This is a genomic window from Bradyrhizobium sp. SSBR45G, from assembly GCF_030159255.1.
Classification (GTDB): Bacteria; Pseudomonadota; Alphaproteobacteria; order Rhizobiales; family Xanthobacteraceae; genus Bradyrhizobium.
Genome location: NZ_BSCT01000029.1, coordinates 21,248 through 39,092, shown reverse-complemented (window position 1 = coordinate 39,092; position 17,845 = coordinate 21,248). Strand labels below are relative to the sequence as shown.

Here is a 17,845-nt window from a genome sequence, read left to right as displayed (position 1 = left end):
CGACCTTACATCACGTGCACGGCCGCCAGGAACTTTTGCACAGACGACGCGATGAATTCCTGCACCAATCGTGCCAAGGCTGACGCAAACTCGGGGCAAACCATGGCGAAGCAAGGGCAGAGCACCGACAACGGACTCGATCGGCTCACTTCGGCCGCATCGCAGGCCGGCAGCGCAGGAAAAAGCCTGCCGCCGGTGCATTTGTGGAATCCGCCATTCTGCGGCGATCTCGACATGCGAATCGCCGCTGATGGTAGCTGGTACTACTTGGGCACGCCAATCGGCCGCCCGGCGCTGGTGAGGCTGTTCTCCACGATCCTGAAACGCGAGGGAGAGCGCTATTTCCTCGTCACGCCGGTGGAGAAGGTCGGTATCCGCGTCGACGATGCACCGTTCATGGCCGTAGAAATGCGGAAGGAGGCCGATGAGCACGGTGTGCGGCTCCACTTTCGCACCAATGTCGACGACTGGGTCGCCTGCGATGCCGAGCACCGGCTGCGCTTCGAGCCGGGCGACAGCGGCGGGCTCACGCCCTATCTGCACGTCCGCGCCGATCTTTGGGCCAAGGTGACGCGGGCGCTCTACTATGAGCTGGTTGACATGGGTGAGGAGCGGGTGATCGATGGTGATGTCATGTTCGGGGTGGAGTCGGGCGGAGCGTTCTTCCCCATGGCCAACGCAGAAGAGGTGAGGGCGGCGCTTTGAACGAGCCCATGGTGGCGAGGAGTGCGACGGTCGGGGTGAGTTCGGCCGAATTCTTTGCGCGTGGCCGGGAGCGGCTGCGCTTTGACGTGCCGCCGGCGCTGCTCGATCCGGATGTCATTCCGACCAGTGGAGATTCCGGCACCGATCGCATGCTCGAGATCATCGCCCGCGAGCAGCCGATCCGGCCGGCAGCCGTGCTGATCCCGGTGGTCGATCATCCCGAGCCGACGGTGCTTTTGACCCAGCGTTCGCCGAACCTGTCCAGCCATGCCGGGCAGATCGCGTTTCCAGGCGGCAAGATCGACGTCACCGATGCCTCGCCGCTCGATGCCGCCTTGCGCGAGGCGGAGGAAGAGGTCGGGCTCGACCGCAGCTTCGTCGACCCGATCGGCTATCTCGACGTCTACGGCACCGCCTTCGGCTTCCGCATCCTGCCGACGGTGGCGCGGGTGCAGCCGGGATTTTCGCTGAAGATCAACGCGGGCGAGGTCGACGATGCCTTCGAGGTGCCGCTGTCGTTCCTGATGGATCCCGCCAATCACCAGCTGCATTCCAAGGAGTTTCGCGGCATGGAGCGCTCGTATTACGCGATGCCGTTCGCCGAGCGCTACATCTGGGGCGCCACCGCGGGAATCCTTCGGGTGTTGTATGAGCGGATCTATCTGTCATGATCCGACCCGTATTGACGGAAATCGGAATTTTCCTCATTCCTTTCGCGGTCTATGTGCTGTTCTTGATCGCGACCCGGGCGGGGCTGCTGGTGCCGGATAGCTGGCCCCTGCATCTGGTTGCAAAATTGACGGTGGCGGCGCTGGTGCTGGTGATTGCAAGTCTGGTCCTGCTCGCCGAATTTTCCGGCGCGCCGCCGCGTTCGACCTACGTGCCTGCCCACATCGAGAACGGCAGGCTCGTTCCCGGAGCAGAGAAATGACCGACGCGCGGGTGCTGAGCGCGCCCTGGCTCTTGTCCGGTCCGGCTGCGCGGGTGCTCGCATTGCTCAATTGCGACGGCGAGGAGGCGCGCGTGGTCGGCGGCGCCGTGCGCAACGCGCTGCTCGGGATTGCGATCGGGGATATCGACATCGCCACCACGGCGCTGCCGGCCGAGGTCATCCGCCGCGCCAAGGCCGCCTCGATCAGGAGCGTGCCGACCGGCATCGAGCACGGCACCGTGACCCTGGTGCTCGAGGGTCACCCGTTCGAAGTGACGACCTTGCGCGAGGACACCGAGACATTCGGCCGCAAGGCCAAGGTCGCGTTCGGCCGCGACTGGGTCAGCGATGCCCACCGGCGCGACTTCACCATCAACGCGCTGTCGGTGGGGCCGGACGGCGCCGTGCACGATCATGTCGGCGGCCTCGCCGACATCGCCGCGCGGCGCGTGCGCTTCATCGGCGATCCCGCCCAGCGCATCGCCGAGGATTACTTGCGCATCCTGCGCTTCTTCCGCATCCATTCGGCGTTCGGCCACGGCGAGCCGGATCGCGACAGCTATATCGCCTGCATCGCCGGCCGCGCCGGGCTTGCGACGCTGTCGGCCGAGCGCGTGCGCATGGAGATGCTGAAGCTGCTCGTCACCGAGGGCGCCGTCGGCGCCGTCGCGGCGATGACCGACGGCGGCTTGCTGACGGCGATCCTCGGCGGCGTCGCCTATCTCGGTCCGTTCGCGGCGATGATCGACATCGAGCGCGAGCTGGCGCTGCCGCCGAGCCCGGTGCGCCGCCTCGCCGCGCTCGCGGTCGCCGTGACCGAGGATGCGCGCCGTCTCGGTGCGCGGCTGAAGCTCTCCAATGCCGAGACCAAGGCGCTCGACGGCATGGGCCATCGCTGGTGGCGCTTCGCCTCCGCCGACGAGGCGCGGGGCCGCCGGCTGTTGTACCGCCTCGGCGAGGCCGTCTATCGCGACCGCCTGATGCTCGGCTGGGCGCGCAGCGGCTGTAACCGGGACTCGCAGCGCTGGCGTGAGCTGGCGCTGTTGCCGCAGCGCTTCACGCCGCCGAAATTGCCGTTGAAGGCCGCCGATTTCATCGCGCGCGGGGTTGCGGAAGGACCGCTTCTCGGTCATGTGCTCACCCTCGCAGAGGATGCCTGGCTCGCGGCGGATTTCCCGCTCGACGAGGCATCGCTGAACGCGATCGCCGATCAGGCGGCGGCGCGTGTCAACCGCGACGGACGTTCATGAATTTTCTGGCAGGCTTTGCCGACATCTCCCTTCTGCAACTCCTGCTCGTCGCTTCCGTCGCTTTATTTGCTTCGATCATCGGTGGTCTCGCCGGCTACGGCACCGGCGCGCTGATGCCGCTGGTGCTGGTGCCGATGGTCGGCGCCGAGCCGGTGGTGCCGATCATCGCGATCTCCGCGATCCTCACCAATCTCAGCCGCGTCGTCGCCTATTTCAGCGAGGCCGACCGCATGCGGGCCGGCATCGTCGTCGCCGCGGCGGCGCTGACGACCGCGCTCGGTGCCTATGGCTACACACGGCTGACCAATTCCGGCGCGGCGTTCGTGATCGGCACCATGCTGATCATGAGCGTTCCGCTGCGGCGGATCCTGCGCAAGCGCAACGTCAGGATCGGCAATGGCGGGCTTGCCGCCGGTGCCGTCGGCTACGGTGTTCTCGTCGGCGGCACCTCCGGCTCCGGCGTGATCCTGCTGTCGCTGCTGATGGCGGCCGGCCTGGAAGGCGCCGCCGTCATCGCCACCGATGCGATGATCTCGGTGGTGACCGGCGTCATCAAGATCTCGGTGTTCGGTCTGGCCGGCGTGGTCACGGCGCAGGTGCTGGCCTTCGCGCTGCTGATCGGCGCCGTCGCCGTGCCCGGCGCCTTCCTCGCCAAGGCGTTCGTAGCGCGCATGCCGGTGCACATCCACGCCGCCATCCTCGATGCCGCCGTCATCACCGGCGGCGGCGTGATGATCGCGTCGGCGCTGCGGCATCTGCTGCCGGCCGGTTGATCCGATCGCGCGTTCGGGACCGCATCATCGGACCGGCGTGCACTCCTGGCTCACCAGAGCGACGGCATCGCGCACCAGTGGCAGGTGGCAGACGAAGCCTGACGGGCGATACTTGCCCCGAATGCGTTCCAGGCGCGCCATGGTGAGGCTCATGAAAGCGTTCAATCTGATCACCTGCTTGTCGAGCGCCACGCGATAGCGCGCCTCATTGTCGCGAAACGCCTTCACTCGCTCTTCACCGACCACATTGCTGGACGCCCAGACGCGCGCCGCCGCGATCTGCCGGTGCGATTGCTCGAAGCAGAAATGCAGCGTGAGAAGGTGATGCTTGGCGCTCTGCCAGTCGATCGTGACCGGCCGTTGTCCCGTGCCGCGCCTGGCGCAGAGATTGACGCGCTGGGCCGGTCGCGGCGGTGGTGCATCGGCCCTGCAGGGGTCCGCCTCGTCTGCGGACGCCGTGCCGGTGATGCCGAGCCGTGGCATGTTGGCCTCCGCATCGCAGTCGAAATCATAGGCGCCGAGCAGCGCCTCGTTGAGCGGGTCCTGGTCCAGCACCCGCGCTGCGTCCGGATCGCGGCCGAGGTCGCTCGCCCAGTCGATGTAGATCTCCGCCTTGTGCGCGTAGATGCTGCTGTTCTGGCGCAGCGCCATCCGCGCCTTGGTGTAGGGCGTGAAATTCTCGGCGCCTGCCTTGGTCGTCAGCGCCTTGTCGCCGGGATCGACATTGGTCTCGATGGCTGCGGCGAAATTGTAGAAGATCAGCTCCTGCAGCATCTGCGCCTCGGCATAGGCGTTGGAGATCGCGACGAAGGTCTCGGTCGCAGCCTTCATGTCGGCTTCGGCAAGCGCGCTGACCTTGGCGTCATAGGCGCTGAGGTATTGGAAGTAGCCGCCGAGAAAGCCGGTGGCGATGGTGATGAAGGTCAGGTTCTTGACGACCGACAGCTTCTGATTCCAGTCCAGGAAGCGGTCCCAAAACCCCTGGGTCGACGTCGCACTTTGAGCATTCGTCTCTTGACCGGCAGCCGGCGGGTCAGTCGTTGCGGCGGCTGGCGCGCCGGCGGCGCTCTGGTGTGACATGATCCGGGAGCCTTCGCTCGCCTGAGCGTGGCTGACGGATATCACAATCTCGGGGTGTGATCCATGAGAGCTTCGCTTCGCATCGCCCGGCAGCTGGTCCGGACTGTCGAACTCAGCCGCGAATGCAGGCGAACAGATCCGCGTTGAACGTGTCGGGTCGATCTGGGGCACGGCCGTGAGCGCCGTCCTTGACGATCTTCGCGGTCGCGATCGATCACACGCCGAAGCGCCGGTCCTCACCGGCCGGCGCTTCTGCACGGATCAGCGTGATGCGGCCGCAGGCTGCATCAGCCCCACTTCATCTCGCCCTTGGCCACCTTGGCGCCGATGTCGAGCGCCACGCCCATGCCGAGGCCGGGGAATTTCGCCTCCATCGCGGCCTTGAGCGCCGCGGCGTCCTTGGCCTTGGCGAGCTCCTCCTCGAACGCGACGAGATAGGCCTTGGTGTGCCGAACGCCGGACAGGTCGGTGGCGGCGTCCGCGACGGCATGGCCGGCAACCACCACGGCCGGAGCGCGTGCGGCGATCTTATCGAGCGTCTCGACCCAGGCGACGCGCTGCTCCTTGCTCTGGGTGTCGGCGGTCCAGACATGCACGCCCGAGAAGATCATGACGCCGCCGAACACGGCCTTGAGCGAGGGCACAAAGAGATAGCGGCGGTTGGCGAGCCCTTCCGCATTGACGATCTCGACCGTCTCGCCGTCGACGGACAAGGTCGCACCGTCGAAAGCCTCGGGCAGCACGATATCGGCCATCGTCTGCGGGCCGTTCTCCTTCAGCTGCGGTCCCCAGACGGCGAGCTTCTTCTCGACATTGCCCTTGATCGCCTCGACGGTTGCCGATGCGGCAATCACCTTCACGCCGGGGAACGCCTCGCGGATCGGCTTGAGGCTGAAGTAGTAGTCAGGGTCCGACTGGCTGATATAGATCGCCGTCAGCGTCTTGCCGCTCGCCTTGATCGCCGCCGCCACCGCGCGGCCATCCGGATAGGTGAAGCCGCCATCGATCAGCAGCGCTTCGGTCGGGCCCGACAGCAGCACGGGGGCGCGGAAGAAGCCGTTGGGGCCGGCTGGAAAATGCGTCCAGCTCAGCTTGCTCTCGGCGGCACGGCCGGTCACGGACGAGCCGAGAATGGCTGCGGCGGTTCCTGTAATTGCTGTCGTCATGATTTGTCTCCGTGTCGGCATGTCAATCTCCTGGGCGTGATGAAACGATGGGGCTGGGCAGCCGGCCGCGCTCCGGCCATGCGCGACGGCCGGGTGAGGTGTGCCAGGCGTGGCCAGGCTGGTTGGCTAGGCTGCTCCGAGCTGCGCGAGCAGACCGTCGAGCGGTTCGTACAGGACGTTGCCGGGCAGGGGCCTCTGAGCGGTGCCGTCACCGGCCAGCAAGGCCGGGACGCCGGACAAGCCGTGGCGCCGCATCGAGGTCTGCGCCGTCTGGATGCGGCGGCCATCGGCTTCGACGAGCGCTTGATCGCGCGCCAGCATGCGCTCGGCGGCGTCCGCAAGGCCCAGCGATCGAAGGATCTCGCTGACGCCGGCGGTGCTCACGATGTCCTGCCCGTGCACGTAGCGCGCAAGCTGAAGCTCCTTCAGCGCCGTGAGCTCCCGGCCGGGATCGGTGAGGTGGACCGCCGTCAGGCCGAGCGACGCCGCCGTCGAGTCGAACGCGCCGCCCGCTCCGAGAATGCGTTTGCGGTAGTCGTCGGTGAAACGCTGACCGGTCAGCTTGGCGATGCGCTGATCGTTGCTCCAGGCATATTCGGCAAATTGCGCATCCATCCTGCCGGCGCCGCGACCAGCAAACAGGCCGGTGGGCAAGAGCTCGAGCGCGATGCCGTCGCGGGCGGCGAGCGTCTCGATCGCCGGGCCCGCGCCGTAGCACCATCCGCACAGCGGATCGAACAGATAGGTCAGTCGCATCTCCAGAACCCTGTCTTGAAGCACATCTTGGATCGGCATGACGCTGACATAGCGCGTTCTCTTTTGTTCAAAAAGGGAGCATAATGGGACAGACTGTATGCTATAGACAGACAATAGACCGGGAGGACCACGGCGTGGAGCCGATCAATCTCAATCGCCTCGTCTACTTCTCGGCCGTGGTCGACGCCGCCTCCTTCACCCGCGCGGCCGATCGGCTCGGGATCACCAAGGCGGTGGTCAGCCAGCAGGTCGCTCAGCTCGAGCGCGAGCTGAAGACCGACCTGCTGGTGCGGACCACGCGCCGGGTCGAGCCGACGGAGGCCGGCCGTCTCCTCCATGCCCGATGCGCCGCGATCCTGCGCGAGGCCGAGAGCGCGATGGCGGAGCTGGCGCAGAGCAACGCCGCGCCGATGGGCCTGCTGCGGATCGCCGCGCCGAACGACTACGGCACCTGCACGCTCGCCCCGATCGTCACGGCGTTCTCGCGGACCTATCCGGCGTGCCGGGTCGAGCTGATCCTCGCCGACAGCAAGGTCGACCTCGTCGCGAGCCAGATCGATGTCTCGATCCGGGTCGGGTGGCTCGACGACTCCACCCTGCAGACCCGGCGCATCGGCAGCTTTCGTCAGCTGCTGGTCGCCGCGCCGAACGTGGTCAAGCGCGTCACGCATCCGCGCGACCTCGCTTCGCTGCCGTTCATTGCCAACGCGGCGCTCAAGGAGCCGCTGGCATGGCAGTTCGCGAAAAGCGAGACCGAGCGGGAAAGCGTCGAGATGAGCCGGACGCTGACCATCAACACGACGCCTGCGGTGCTCGCTGCGACCCTGGCCGGCGGCGGCCTTGCCGTGCTGCCCGATTTCCTGATCAGGGACGATCTCGCGGCCGGCCGTCTCGTTCCCGTCCTGCCGTCCTGGACGCTGCCATCCGGCGGCATCCACGCCGTCTTTCCGTCGGCGCGCTTTCGCGCGCCGAAGGTGACGGCCTTCGTAACCATGCTCATGGACGCGCACAAGCGTGCGGCCGCGCGAGGTCCTGAGCGAACGCGGTGATGTCGGTGTTGCAAGATCCGTGAGCGCGCTGCGGCTTCGCTGCCAGCGGCTGTGCCGCAGCTCCCGGTGATAGTCGCCGGCTTTTCGCCGGCGGAGGTCCATCAGCACAAGGCTCCTGAACTTTGGCAAAGCGCGCCGGCGTCCACGAGAGTCCTCTAGGTGACGTGCGAAGCTCGCATGCGCTTGGCCTCGGCTAACACCATACCCCGCAGCCAGGCGCTGGCCGGATCGCTGTTGTGTAGGGCCGGCCACTGGATCGCCTCAGTGAAGGCAGGAAGCTGCACCGGCAGCTTGACGATCTGCAGCGGCATCGTCTTTGCGAAGTACAGCGCCAGACGCCGGTGCATCGTCGCGATACGCTCGGTCTCCAGCAGGAGCTGCGGGATCATGGCGAAGCTCTGGACCGACACTTCAACTCGCCGCTTGATGCCGTGCTCCAGCAGCAGCCATTCGTCGATCGATGGCTTTCGTGTCTTGCCGAACTGGGCCATCACATGTCCCATCGACATGTATGTCTCGAACGTCAGCTTGCCCCTCAGCTGCCGGTTCGAGCGGCAGCCGACGCAGACCATGGTCTCGTCGAACAATTTCGTCTTCGGGTGGCCCGGCGGCATGAACACTTCGGGGAAGATCAGGAAATCGATCTCACCCCGTTGCAGCGGCTCGTCCGGCTGATCGTCGAACGGCAGCAGGTCGAAGCTGACGCCAGGCGCTTCCCGCGCGGCCCGCTCGATGATCCTGCGGAAGAACACGATGGTCATGAAGTCGGATACGACGACGCGGAAGCGCCGGTCGGACTTCGCGGGGTCGAACGCCTCCCGGCTCGCGATCGTCAGCTGGATGTGCAGCAGCGCCTCGCGCGTCGGCGCGGCGAGCAATTCCGCAAGCGGCGTCGGCACCAGCTCCCGCCCACGCATGACGAACAGGTCGTCCTTGAAATAGGTTCGCAACCGTCCCACCGCAGCGCTCATCGCCGGCTGACTGAGATTGATGTTGCGAGCCGCCGCCGTGAGATTGCGCTCGGTCAGCAGCGCGTCGAGCGCGACGAGCAGGTTCAGGTCGAGGCCGTTGAAGCGCATGCGGTCCATCCATCCGAAACGTGGATACTTCCCATAGAAACAATCGATTTTACTAATGCCAGCCGATCCCACAAGGTCGTCCCCAAAATCAGGGGAGGACCTTTCGTGGTGCAGACAGATTTCGACGTTGCCGTCGTCGGCTATGGACCGACCGGCCTGACCGCCGCCTCGCTTCTGGGCCAGCTCGGCCACCGCGTCGTGGTCATCGAGCGCTGGCCGACGCTGTACGGCCTGCCGCGGCTGACCCACATCGACGGGGAGACGGCACGGCTCCTCAGCTTCGCCTGCGACATCGGCGAGGCGCTGCGCGAATCGTCGCCGATCAAATCCTTCATCTTCTACAATGCGAAGGGCCAGCGCCTCATCGACGCCGGTGCGATTCCGACCATTCCGATGGGCTTCCCGGCACACATCTCGATCCACCAGCCCGACATCGAGGCGGCCATCGACCGCCGGGTGCGGACGCTGCCGAACGTCAGCGTCCACCAGGGCACCGAGCTCACCGGACTGACGAGCGCGGGCGGATCGGTCGAGCTCGCGGTGAAAGCCGGCGGGCGCACCGAGACGCTGTGCGCGCGCTACGTTTTCGGTGCCGATGGTGCCCGCAGCTTCGTCCGCTCCGCGCTCGGCATCGCGCGCGACGACAGCGGTTTCCACGAGCGCTGGCTCAACATCGACGGCGAACGCAAGCGGCCGCTGGCGTCAAGCTTCGATGAGACCAAGATGTACTGCGATCCGGCGCGGGGCCACATGTTCCTGCCGATCGGCAAGAACCGCCAGCGGTTCGAATTCGCGGTGCTGAAGCACGAGGACACGGCGACGATGGAGAAGCCGGAGACCGCCTGGAAGATGCTCAAGCACTATCACGACGTCGGGCCGGACGACATCAGCGTCATCCGCCAGGTTGTCTACACCTTCGAAAGTCGCATGGCCCACAGCTGGCGCAAGGGACAAACCTTCCTCGGCGGCGACGCGGCTCATACCATGCCGCCCTCCCTGGGGCAGGGGGCGTGTTCCGGCATCCGCGATGCCGCCAACATCGCCTGGAAGCTCGACCTCGTGCTGCGCGGCGTCGCGACGCCGGACATTCTCAACAGCTATGAAGCGGAGCGGCGTCCGCATGTCGCCAGCATCATGAAGACCGCGGTGATGCTCGGCAAGGTATCGAACACCCACAACCGCGCTCTGGCGTTCATCCGCGACCTTGCATTCCGCTTCAACCTGCTTCCGCCGCCGCCACCGTTTCCGTCCTTCAGCGCCGGTCTCATCCAGAACGACCGTGGCGGCGTGGCCGGCAAGGTCGTCGGCTCGGTGCCGCCGCAGGGGCAAGTGCGCGTCGGCGGAACGACGGCGAGGCTCGACGACCATGTCGGCTATCGCTTCGCGCTGATCGCTGAGAGAAATCCTGCCGTGGTGCTCGATGCGTCCAGGATTGCCTTCCTGAAGGATCTCGGCTGCCGGCTGTTCACGCTGGCCGACGATGCGGGCCCCGGCGTGGAGCGGATCATCGACGTCGAGGGCGTCTATGCGGCGTATCTGGCCGAAAAGCATGTCGCCGCGATGCTGACGCGCCCGGACACCAACCTGTTCGGCTTTGCCGCGGATACAGCCGACCTGCCACGCCTCGTCGACGAGCTCCGCCAGAAGCTCGGCTGGCGCAAGGCCACGATGACCGGCCGAGCAACAATGAGAGATCGCGCGCATGCAGCCGAGTGAAGACCGGTTCAAGCAGATCGAGGCCCTCTGCCGCGCCATGCCCCTCTCACGCATGGTGGACTACGGCGTGCCCCGCGAGCTTGCCGAGCGTGCCCACCGGCAGGTCCGCGCGGGCGCCCCCTGGGACGCGGTGCTGGAGGAGTTGGGCCGCGACCAGGAGGCCCGCGCCCGGGCAGAGGACGACCCGGTCCGCGCGCGCGACGCCTGGCACGCCGCCGCGGCGTGTCTGGTCTTCGCCCAGATGGCCTTCAACGCCGACGGCGGGCGCAAGCGCGCGCTCTACCGAGAGATGACGCGCTGCTTCGGCCGCTTCGCCGCACTGTCCGAATTCCGGGTCTCCGGCATCGAAGTGCCTCACCGCGGCGGCACACTGTTCGGCTGGCACTTTCATGCCTGCAGCGACGCCTTGGGCGCCGTGATCGTGTTCGGCGGCATGAGCGGCTGGTCGACCGCCTACCGCACGATGGCGGAAGCGCTGTGCAGGCGCGGCCTCGATTGCCTGCTGGTGGACGGTCCCGGTCAGGGCAACAGCCGCATCGAGGGCGGCGTGTTCGCCGACGCCGACGTCACGGCCGGGTTCAGCCGGTTCGTCGACTACGTGGCTGAGGTCACGCCCGGACGGCCGGTCGGGATCTGGGGCAACAGTTTTGGCGGGCTGTTCGCCGCGCTGACCGCGGTGCGCGACCTCAGGATCGCCGCCTGCTGCATCAACGGCTCGCCCGCACGCCCCGAAATCCCGCCCTACCGCACCGTGCAGGAGCAGCTCGCAGCGCTGTTCGGCGCAGGTGAGGCGGCAGACATCGCAGGCGTATTGCCGTCGCTCGTCTTCGACGGCGAGCGTGCGCCGCTCGCCTGTGCCACGCTGGTGCTGGAAGGCGGCGCCGATCCGGTGGTCGCTCTCGGCGAGCAGCGGAGCTTCCTCGTCGGCAATCGCCATCCGCTGTCGCGCGTCGAGAGCTGGCCGGATGGTGAGCACACCATCTACAACCACGCCGCGGCACGCAATGAGCTGGCGGCCGCATGGTTCGCAACCGCTCTCAGGCCGCCAGCCAGCTAGCAACATCATTCGGTGCGTCGCAGACCGCGCGCAGCACGATCACGAGAACGACGCGCAATCGTTCCCTCAGGACGCGTCCGCCGGCGTTCTATTGCGCGGGCACCAGCTCGGTCAGCGAGCGGATGATGCGGTCGGGCCTGACGGTCGTGTCGGCAGGCAGGCCGTCGCCATGGACGTCGATCCAGATCGAATAGATGCCGAGCCGCTGCGGCGCCTCGATCTCCCATTCCAGATTGTCGCCGATCATCCAGGTATCTTCCGGGCCGACGCCGAGCCGCTCCATCGCGTGCCAATAGGCGCGCTCCTCGGGCTTGCCGAAGCCGTGCTCGCCCTCGATCTGGATGTGGTCGAAGCGGTGCGCCAGGGCGAAGCGCTCGATCTTGGCGCGCTGCTGCCCGGCCTCGCCATTGGTGACCAGCGCCAGCCTGATGCCGCGGGCCTTGAATTCGTCGATCGCCTCGTGCGCGCCGGGGAAGACGAACATCTGCTCGTCGCGATAGCGGGTGAAACGGTCGGCGATGCGGATCGCGAGCTCGCTCGGCAGCGCCGGACCGTGACCGGTCAACGCCGCGAAGCCGCCCTTCACCACCTCCTGCCGCGCCTGGATCAGCTTCATCCGCCATTCCGCGCCGGCGACCGACCAGAAGCTGCGCGCCGAGGCCAGGATCGCGGCGGCCACCTCCTGCGAGGTATGCGGCGCGAGCTCGTCGGCGAATTCGGTGGCGACGATGTTCCAGGCGATCTCGGGTCGGCCATAGGCCGACAGGATGGTGTCGTCCATGTCGATCAGCATGGCGCGGGGCAGGGGAGCGGTCATGGTCGATCTACGGGTCAATCAAACGAGGGTTTCAGGGCCATTTCACTTCGGGCGGCATCGACGACAATATGGACTCCACATTGCCACCCGTTTTGAGCCCAAATGTGGTGCCGCGGTCATAAAGCAGGTTGAATTCGACATAGCGGCCGCGGCGGATCAGCTGCTCCTCGCGGTCGGCGTCGGTCCAGGTTGCGGCGAAATTGCGCCGGACCAGCTCCGGATAAATTTTCAGGAAAGCGCGGCCGACATCCTGGGTGAAGGCGAGATCGGCGTCCCAGTCGCCGGAATCGTGATGGTCGTAGAAGATGCCGCCGATGCCGCGCGCTTCCTTGCGGTGGGGCAGGTAGAAGTATTCGTCGCACCATTTCTTGTATTTGTCGTAGGACGCCACGCCCGCATGCGCATCGCAGGCGCTCTTCATCGCGGCGTGGAAGGCGAGAGTATCCGGGTCCTCCTGGGTGCGGCGGCGGTCCAGCACCGGGGTGAGATCGGCGCCGCCGCCGAACCAGGCTTTGGTGGTGACGACGAAGCGGGTGTTCATGTGCACGGCGGGCACGTGCGGCGACCACAGATGCGCGATCAGCGAGATGCCGGACGCCCAGAACCGCGGATCCTCGGCGGCGCCGGGGATCTGGTTGCGGAATTCCGGGGCGAACTCGCCATGCACGGTCGAGCAGTGCACGCCGACCTTCTCGAACAGCCGGCCGTGCATCATGCTCATCACGCCGCCGCCGCCATGGCCGCCGCCGTGGTCGGTGCGCTCCCAGGGGGTGCGGACGAAGCGGCTGGGCGCGCGCGGATACAGCTCAGCCGGCGCCTCGTCTTCGAGCCGCTCGAACGCCGCGCAGATCTGGTCGCGCAGGCTTTCGAACCAGGCGCGGGCGCGGGCCTTGCGATCCTCGATGGCGGCAATGGTCATGGGCGTCCCCCGGGCAATTTGTCCTCCACCCCGCCGTCAAGCGTGCGTGACAGCTCCGGGTGACAGCGCCTTTGTCGCTGCAGGTGAGGTCCTACCACAAGACATCAGACCTGCGGACCAAAATAGGTGCAGGTCTCGCGGCAGCTGTCGCGGTGGACGCTGACCTTGGTGACGTGGCCGACATGGCGGACGCGCTCGTAGATGAAGCGCGACAGGTTCTCCAATGTCGGCAGCCCGATCGCCTCGATCCGGTTGAGAAACTTGTGGTCGAGCATGGCCTGGATCTCGCCCAGGCGCTGCGTCAGCAGGCCGAAATCGACCACCATGCCGGTCGCAGGGTCCGGCGTGCCGCGAATCGTCACCTCGGCGCGGAAGGAGTGGCCGTGGATCTCCTGGCTCACCTCGCCGAGCGTCGTGTTGGACAGCGCATGCGCCGCCTCGAAGGTGAACGACTTCGTCAATTCCCACATCGGTTCGTCAACAATCCCTATCTGATGCCGATCATCTTGTGCGTCTGCAGGCTGAGCCGCCATTGCGGATGATGCTGGCAATAGTCAATGGCGCGCGCCGTGTTGGCGGCCGCCTCCGGCCCGTCCATCGGCTGCAGCGAGAAGCGCTCGAAGGCGAGGCCCTCGAATTGCTCCGGCGCGGCGCCCGCCTGCGGATAGACCAGCTTGAGCTCGTGGCCCTGTGTCAGCTTCAGCTCCGCGCCTGCCTTCGGGCTGACGCAGATCCAGTCGATGCCGTCGGGCGGAAGCAGCGTGCCGTTGGTCTCGATCCCGACGGCAAAACCCTGGGCGTGGAGCGCCTTGATCAGGTCATCGTTGACCTGCAGCAGCGGCTCGCCGCCGGTCAGGATCGTATAGCGGTCGGCGGCGCCGCCTGTCCATTGTCCGGCGATTTCAGCGGCGAGCGCGGCAGCGCTGTCATAGCGCCCGCCGAGCGTGCCGTCGGTGCCGACGAAATCGGTGTCGCAGAACCGGCACGTGGCGGTTGCGCGGTCGGCCTCGCGGCCGCTCCACAGGTTGCAGCCGGCGAAGCGGCAGAACACGGCGGCGCGGCCCGCCTGGGCGCCCTCGCCCTGCAGGGTCATGAAGATTTCCTTCACCGCGTAGCTCACGCTCATGCTCCTTCGCCGGATTGCAATTGGACGAAATGTCCAACCTGGCGCAGCGCCTCGCCCGCGGCCAACGCGGCCGCCATCGCGACATTCAGCGAGCGCAGCCCTGGCCTGAGCGGAATGCGCAGCTGCGCATCGGCGGCGTCCGACACCGTCTCGGGCACGCCGGCGCTCTCGCGTCCGAGCAGCAGGATGTCGTCCGCGCGATAGCTGAAATCCAGGTAGGACGCTTGCGCCTTGGTCGTCAGCAGCAGCAGGCGATGGCCCTGCGCCGTCCGCCAGCCTTCGAATGCGCTCCAGGAATCGTGCCGCCGCCAACTCAGCTGGTCGAGATAGTCCATGCCGGCGCGGCGGAAGTGCCGGTCGGAGACGGCAAAGCCCGCGGGCTCGATGATATGGGCGTCGAGCCCGAGGCAGGCGCACAGGCGCAGAATCGTTCCGGTGTTCTGCGGGATGTCGGGCTGATAGAGCGCGATCTGCATGCGAATTGGTCTTAAGGATGAGACGGAAAGTCCGCTTCGCCAACCGGAATTGGTGCATGGCGTGCTGCGGGGCCGATAGCGGGCTTGCGCTCGTATCGCAAGGGTGCCAATAGAACGATTCTGGACGGCGTGTTCCCCCCAGGGGCGGTGGCATGCGCTGTTTTCTGCCGCCGCGGGGGACGCGGGCGCCGGCAGGCATCTCCCGGTCACGTGATCTCCAACGCCGAGATCCCAAGACGTCGAGCGGGGCGGTTCCACCGGCTGCAACGAAGAAAGGGTTGGAATCGTGACAGCGTCTACTGCGGATCATCCGACACGCCGGGATTTTCTTTTCGTCGCCACGGGCGCAACTGCGGCGGTCGGCGGCGCGGCTGCCTTGTGGCCCTTCATCTCGCAGATGAATCCGGATGCCTCGACCATCGCGGCCGGCGCGCCGATCGAGGTCGATCTCACGCCGGTGGCCGAAGGTCAGGACATCAAGGTGTTCTGGCGCGGCAAGCCGATCTACATCTCCCACCGCACCAAGAAGCAGGTCGAGGAGGTCCGTTCGGTTCCTGTGGCGAGCCTGCCGGATCCGGCGAGCGACCAGTCCCGCACCAAGGACGGTCATGAGCAGTGGCTGGTCGTGATCGGCATCTGCACCCATCTCGGCTGCATCCCGATCGCCCACGAAGGCAATTACGACGGCTTCTTCTGCCCGTGCCACGGCTCGCAATACGACGCCTCCGGGCGCGTCCGTCAGGGACCGGCGCCGCTCAACCTTCCAGTACCGCCCTATCAGTTCGTTTCCGACACCAAGATCCAGATCGGCTGAGCGGACGTTACGTCCGCAAGCTCAAGCTCGATCGTGCAAGATAATTCTTTCAGGAACGCATCATGAGTGGACCTTCTACCTACCAGCCGAGCCACCCCGCCTTGCAGTGGCTCGAGCAGCGACTCCCCATCATCGGCCTGGTCCACTCGTCCTTCGTTGCCTATCCGACGCCGCGGAACCTGAACTACTGGTGGACGTTCGGCGCCATCCTCTCGATGATGCTGGGCGTCCAGATCGTCACCGGCGTCATCCTGGCGATGCACTACACGCCGCACGCCGATCTCGCCTTCAAGTCGGTCGAGCTGATCGTCCGCGATGTGAACTACGGCTGGCTGCTGCGCAACATGCACGCCTGCGGCGCGTCGATGTTCTTCCTCGCGGTCTACATCCACATGTTCCGCGGCCTGTATTACGGGTCATATAAGGCGCCGCGCGAGGTGCTCTGGATCCTGGGCGTGATCATCTATCTGCTGATGATGGCAACGGGCTTCATGGGCTACGTGCTGCCGTGGGGCCAGATGAGCTTCTGGGGCGCCACCGTTATCACCAATTTGTTCTCGGCCGTGCCGTATTTCGGCGAGAGCATCGTGACCCTGCTGTGGGGCGGCTATTCGGTCGGCAACCCGACCCTGAACCGCTTCTTCGCGCTCCACTATCTGCTGCCGTTCCTGATCGCCGGCGTGGTCGTGCTGCACGTCTGGGCCCTGCACGTCGCCGGTCAGAACAACCCGGCCGGCGTCGAGCCCAAGACCGAAAAGGACATGGTGCCGTTCACGCCCTATGCCACGATCAAGGACTTCTACGGCGTCACCCTGTTCCTGATCTTCTATTCCTGGTTCATCTTCTACATGCCGAACTATCTCGGCGACGCCGACAACTACATTCCGGCCAATCCGGCCGTGACGCCCGCGCACATCGTTCCCGAATGGTATTATCTGCCGTTCTACGCCATCCTGCGCTCGGTGCCGAACAAGCTCGCCGGCGTCATCGCGATGTTCTCGGCGATCATCGTGCTGGTGTTCCTGCCCTGGCTCGACGCCGCCAAGACCCGCTCGAACAAGTACCGTCCGCTCGGCAAGCAGTTCTTCTGGATCTTCTTCGTCGTCTGCGTGCTGCTCGGCTATCTCGGCGCCCAGCCGCCGGAAGGCATCTACGTCATCGCCGGCCGCATCCTGACGGTGCTGTACTTCGCCTACTTCCTGATCGTGCTGCCGCTGCTGGCCCGCATCGAGAAGCCGCGTCCGCTGCCGAACTCGATCGCCGAGGACGTGCTGGCGAAGTCCGGCCGCAAGGCGATCGCCACGGCCGCGATCGCTCTGGTTGCCGCGGTGTCGCTGTTCGCCGGCAGCACGGGCGACGCCCGCGCCAATGAAGGGACGTTGACCCCTCCGTCCGCGAGCTGGTCGTTCGCGGGTCCGTTCGGCAAGTTCGATCGCGGCGCCGTGCAGCGCGGCCTGAAGATCTACAAGGAAGTCTGCTCCAACTGCCATTCGCTGCAATATGTGGCGTTCCGCAACCTCGCCGAGGCCGGCGGCCCCGGCTACTCGACGGCCCAGGCGGCGGCGTTCGCGGCCGAGTACAAGGTCAAGGACGGTCCGAACGATTCCGGCGAGATGTTCGAGCGTCCCGGCCGTCCGGCGGACTACTTCCCGTCGCCGTTCCCGAACGAGCAGGCGGCGCGATCCGCCAATGGCGGCGCGGCGCCGCCGGACCTGTCGCTGATCGCCAAGGCCCGCTCCTACAAGCGCGGCTTTCCCTGGTTCCTGATCGACTTCTTCACCCAGTTCCAGGAGCAGGGCCCGAACTACGTCAATGCGCTGCTGCAGGGCTATGAAGAGACCCCGCCGCACGGCGTCACCATTCCGGACGGCTCGTACTACAACAAATATTTCCCCGGCAACGCCATCAAGATGCCCCCGCCGCTGTCGGACGGCCAGGTGACCTTCGACGACGGCTCGCCGGCCACCGTGAAGCAGTATGCGCACGACGTCGCGACCTTCCTGATGTGGACCGCCGAGCCGCACATGGAGGCGCGCAAGCGCCTCGGCTACCAGGTGTTCGTGTTCCTGATCATCTTCGCCGGCCTGATGTACTTCACCAAGAAGCGGGTTTGGGCTGCCGCGCATTGAGC

Annotated in this window: 19 protein-coding genes; 10 read left to right on the top strand and 9 right to left on the bottom strand. The window is 66.3% G+C overall.

The window, feature by feature from the left end:
- Positions 1 to 102 precede the first annotated feature (102 nt).
- Genes QQL87_RS27060 through QQL87_RS27040 form a run of 5 tightly spaced genes read left to right on the top strand, consistent with a single transcriptional unit; the run spans position 103 to position 3,659 of the window.
- Positions 103 to 705: a DUF1285 domain-containing protein gene (locus tag QQL87_RS27060; protein WP_284421984.1), complete on the top strand. Its 603-nt coding sequence runs from the start codon at positions 103 to 105 to the stop codon at positions 703 to 705.
- Between the two features lie 8 nt (positions 706 to 713).
- Positions 714 to 1,376, top strand: coding sequence for a CoA pyrophosphatase (locus tag QQL87_RS27055; protein ID WP_502871223.1), 663 nt, complete (start codon positions 714 to 716; stop codon positions 1,374 to 1,376).
- A complete protein-coding gene (locus QQL87_RS27050) occupies positions 1,373 to 1,636 on the top strand; it encodes a DUF6111 family protein (protein ID WP_284421982.1) in 264 nt (87 codons plus the stop codon). Before QQL87_RS27055 ends, QQL87_RS27050 begins: the two co-directional genes overlap by 4 nt.
- Entirely contained in the window at positions 1,633 to 2,886 is a 1,254-nt protein-coding gene (locus QQL87_RS27045; protein ID WP_284421981.1) for a CCA tRNA nucleotidyltransferase, read from the top strand. The genes QQL87_RS27050 and QQL87_RS27045 overlap by 4 nt, the downstream gene beginning before the upstream one ends.
- Positions 2,883 to 3,659 (top strand): TSUP family transporter, encoded by a 777-nt coding sequence (locus QQL87_RS27040; RefSeq protein WP_284421980.1) that lies wholly within the window; start codon positions 2,883 to 2,885, stop codon positions 3,657 to 3,659. Before QQL87_RS27045 ends, QQL87_RS27040 begins: the two co-directional genes overlap by 4 nt.
- Positions 3,660 to 3,683: 24 nt before the next feature.
- Here the strand turns inward: QQL87_RS27040 and QQL87_RS27035 are convergent, their stop codons facing one another.
- From QQL87_RS27035 to QQL87_RS27025, 3 genes are all read right to left on the bottom strand, one after another.
- Positions 3,684 to 4,739 carry a hypothetical protein gene (locus tag QQL87_RS27035; protein WP_284421979.1) on the bottom strand — a complete coding sequence of 352 codons (1,056 nt, stop codon included), beginning with the start codon at positions 4,737 to 4,739 and terminating at the stop codon, positions 3,684 to 3,686.
- Positions 4,740 to 5,026: 287 nt separating this feature from the next.
- Positions 5,027 to 5,926, bottom strand: a complete 900-nt coding sequence (locus QQL87_RS27030) for an MBL fold metallo-hydrolase (RefSeq protein WP_284421978.1) — start codon at positions 5,924 to 5,926, stop codon at positions 5,027 to 5,029.
- A 105-nt stretch (positions 5,927 to 6,031) separates the two neighbouring features.
- Entirely contained in the window at positions 6,032 to 6,775 is a 744-nt protein-coding gene (locus QQL87_RS27025) for a DsbA family protein (RefSeq protein WP_284421977.1), read from the bottom strand.
- Between the two features lie 20 nt (positions 6,776 to 6,795).
- Here QQL87_RS27025 and QQL87_RS27020 point away from each other — a divergent pair, with 20 nt between their 5' ends.
- Positions 6,796 to 7,710 (top strand): LysR family transcriptional regulator, encoded by a 915-nt coding sequence (locus tag QQL87_RS27020; protein WP_284421975.1) that lies wholly within the window; start codon positions 6,796 to 6,798, stop codon positions 7,708 to 7,710.
- Between the two features lie 155 nt (positions 7,711 to 7,865).
- On the opposite strand, the gene QQL87_RS27015 is transcribed toward QQL87_RS27020, so the two are convergent.
- Positions 7,866 to 8,789 carry a LysR family transcriptional regulator gene (locus QQL87_RS27015; RefSeq protein WP_284422051.1) on the bottom strand — a complete coding sequence of 308 codons (924 nt, stop codon included), beginning with the start codon at positions 8,787 to 8,789 and terminating at the stop codon, positions 7,866 to 7,868.
- Positions 8,790 to 8,894: 105 nt separating this feature from the next.
- Between QQL87_RS27015 and mhpA the strand changes: the two genes are divergently transcribed.
- Both mhpA and QQL87_RS27005 read left to right on the top strand, forming a co-directional pair.
- Positions 8,895 to 10,505 (top strand): bifunctional 3-(3-hydroxy-phenyl)propionate/3-hydroxycinnamic acid hydroxylase MhpA, encoded by a 1,611-nt coding sequence (gene mhpA, locus QQL87_RS27010; RefSeq protein WP_284421974.1) that lies wholly within the window; start codon positions 8,895 to 8,897, stop codon positions 10,503 to 10,505.
- Positions 10,492 to 11,562, top strand: coding sequence for an alpha/beta hydrolase (locus QQL87_RS27005; RefSeq protein WP_284421972.1), 1,071 nt, complete (start codon positions 10,492 to 10,494; stop codon positions 11,560 to 11,562). The genes mhpA and QQL87_RS27005 overlap by 14 nt, the downstream gene beginning before the upstream one ends.
- An 88-nt stretch (positions 11,563 to 11,650) precedes the next feature.
- Here the strand turns inward: QQL87_RS27005 and QQL87_RS27000 are convergent, their stop codons facing one another.
- From QQL87_RS27000 to QQL87_RS26980, 5 genes are all read right to left on the bottom strand, one after another.
- Entirely contained in the window at positions 11,651 to 12,379 is a 729-nt protein-coding gene (locus tag QQL87_RS27000; RefSeq protein WP_284421971.1) for an HAD family hydrolase, read from the bottom strand.
- Between the two features lie 31 nt (positions 12,380 to 12,410).
- Entirely contained in the window at positions 12,411 to 13,298 is an 888-nt protein-coding gene (gene hemF / locus QQL87_RS26995) for an oxygen-dependent coproporphyrinogen oxidase (protein WP_284421970.1), read from the bottom strand.
- A gap of 104 nt (positions 13,299 to 13,402) precedes the next feature.
- Positions 13,403 to 13,768, bottom strand: a complete 366-nt coding sequence (locus QQL87_RS26990) for a 6-pyruvoyl trahydropterin synthase family protein (protein ID WP_284421969.1) — start codon at positions 13,766 to 13,768, stop codon at positions 13,403 to 13,405.
- A gap of 17 nt (positions 13,769 to 13,785) precedes the next feature.
- Complete coding sequence (queE, locus tag QQL87_RS26985; RefSeq protein ID WP_284422050.1) at positions 13,786 to 14,418, bottom strand: 7-carboxy-7-deazaguanine synthase; 633 nt, start codon at positions 14,416 to 14,418, stop codon at positions 13,786 to 13,788.
- Between the two features lie 2 nt (positions 14,419 to 14,420).
- The gene (locus QQL87_RS26980) at positions 14,421 to 14,900 is read right to left on the bottom strand and encodes a tRNA (cytidine(34)-2'-O)-methyltransferase (RefSeq protein ID WP_284421968.1); all 480 of its coding nucleotides are present in this window, start codon (positions 14,898 to 14,900) and stop codon (positions 14,421 to 14,423) included.
- A 283-nt stretch (positions 14,901 to 15,183) separates the two neighbouring features.
- Here QQL87_RS26980 and petA point away from each other — a divergent pair, with 283 nt between their 5' ends.
- On the top strand, positions 15,184 to 15,714 hold the full coding sequence (petA, locus tag QQL87_RS26975) for a ubiquinol-cytochrome c reductase iron-sulfur subunit (protein ID WP_284422049.1): 531 nt from the start codon (positions 15,184 to 15,186) through the stop codon (positions 15,712 to 15,714).
- A 62-nt stretch (positions 15,715 to 15,776) separates the two neighbouring features.
- Positions 15,777 to 17,843 carry a cytochrome c1 gene (locus QQL87_RS26970; protein ID WP_284421967.1) on the top strand — a complete coding sequence of 689 codons (2,067 nt, stop codon included), beginning with the start codon at positions 15,777 to 15,779 and terminating at the stop codon, positions 17,841 to 17,843.
- Positions 17,844 to 17,845 lie beyond the last annotated feature (2 nt).

Coding starts and splice junctions, on each gene's coding strand:
- QQL87_RS27060 (WP_284421984.1), top strand. CDS start 103: ATGGCGAAGCAAGGGCAGAGCACCGACAACGGACTCGATCGGCTCACT.
- QQL87_RS27055 (WP_502871223.1), top strand. CDS start 714: ATGGTGGCGAGGAGTGCGACGGTCGGGGTGAGTTCGGCCGAATTCTTT.
- QQL87_RS27050 (WP_284421982.1), top strand. CDS start 1,373: ATGATCCGACCCGTATTGACGGAAATCGGAATTTTCCTCATTCCTTTC.
- QQL87_RS27045 (WP_284421981.1), top strand. CDS start 1,633: ATGACCGACGCGCGGGTGCTGAGCGCGCCCTGGCTCTTGTCCGGTCCG.
- QQL87_RS27040 (WP_284421980.1), top strand. CDS start 2,883: ATGAATTTTCTGGCAGGCTTTGCCGACATCTCCCTTCTGCAACTCCTG.
- QQL87_RS27035 (WP_284421979.1), bottom strand. CDS start 4,739: ATGTCACACCAGAGCGCCGCCGGCGCGCCAGCCGCCGCAACGACTGAC.
- QQL87_RS27030 (WP_284421978.1), bottom strand. CDS start 5,926: ATGCCGACACGGAGACAAATCATGACGACAGCAATTACAGGAACCGCC.
- QQL87_RS27015 (WP_284422051.1), bottom strand. CDS start 8,789: ATGCGCTTCAACGGCCTCGACCTGAACCTGCTCGTCGCGCTCGACGCG.
- QQL87_RS27005 (WP_284421972.1), top strand. CDS start 10,492: ATGCAGCCGAGTGAAGACCGGTTCAAGCAGATCGAGGCCCTCTGCCGC.
- QQL87_RS27000 (WP_284421971.1), bottom strand. CDS start 12,379: ATGACCGCTCCCCTGCCCCGCGCCATGCTGATCGACATGGACGACACC.
- hemF (WP_284421970.1), bottom strand. CDS start 13,298: ATGACCATTGCCGCCATCGAGGATCGCAAGGCCCGCGCCCGCGCCTGG.
- QQL87_RS26990 (WP_284421969.1), bottom strand. CDS start 13,768: ATGTGGGAATTGACGAAGTCGTTCACCTTCGAGGCGGCGCATGCGCTG.
- QQL87_RS26980 (WP_284421968.1), bottom strand. CDS start 14,900: ATGCAGATCGCGCTCTATCAGCCCGACATCCCGCAGAACACCGGAACG.
- QQL87_RS26970 (WP_284421967.1), top strand. CDS start 15,777: ATGAGTGGACCTTCTACCTACCAGCCGAGCCACCCCGCCTTGCAGTGG.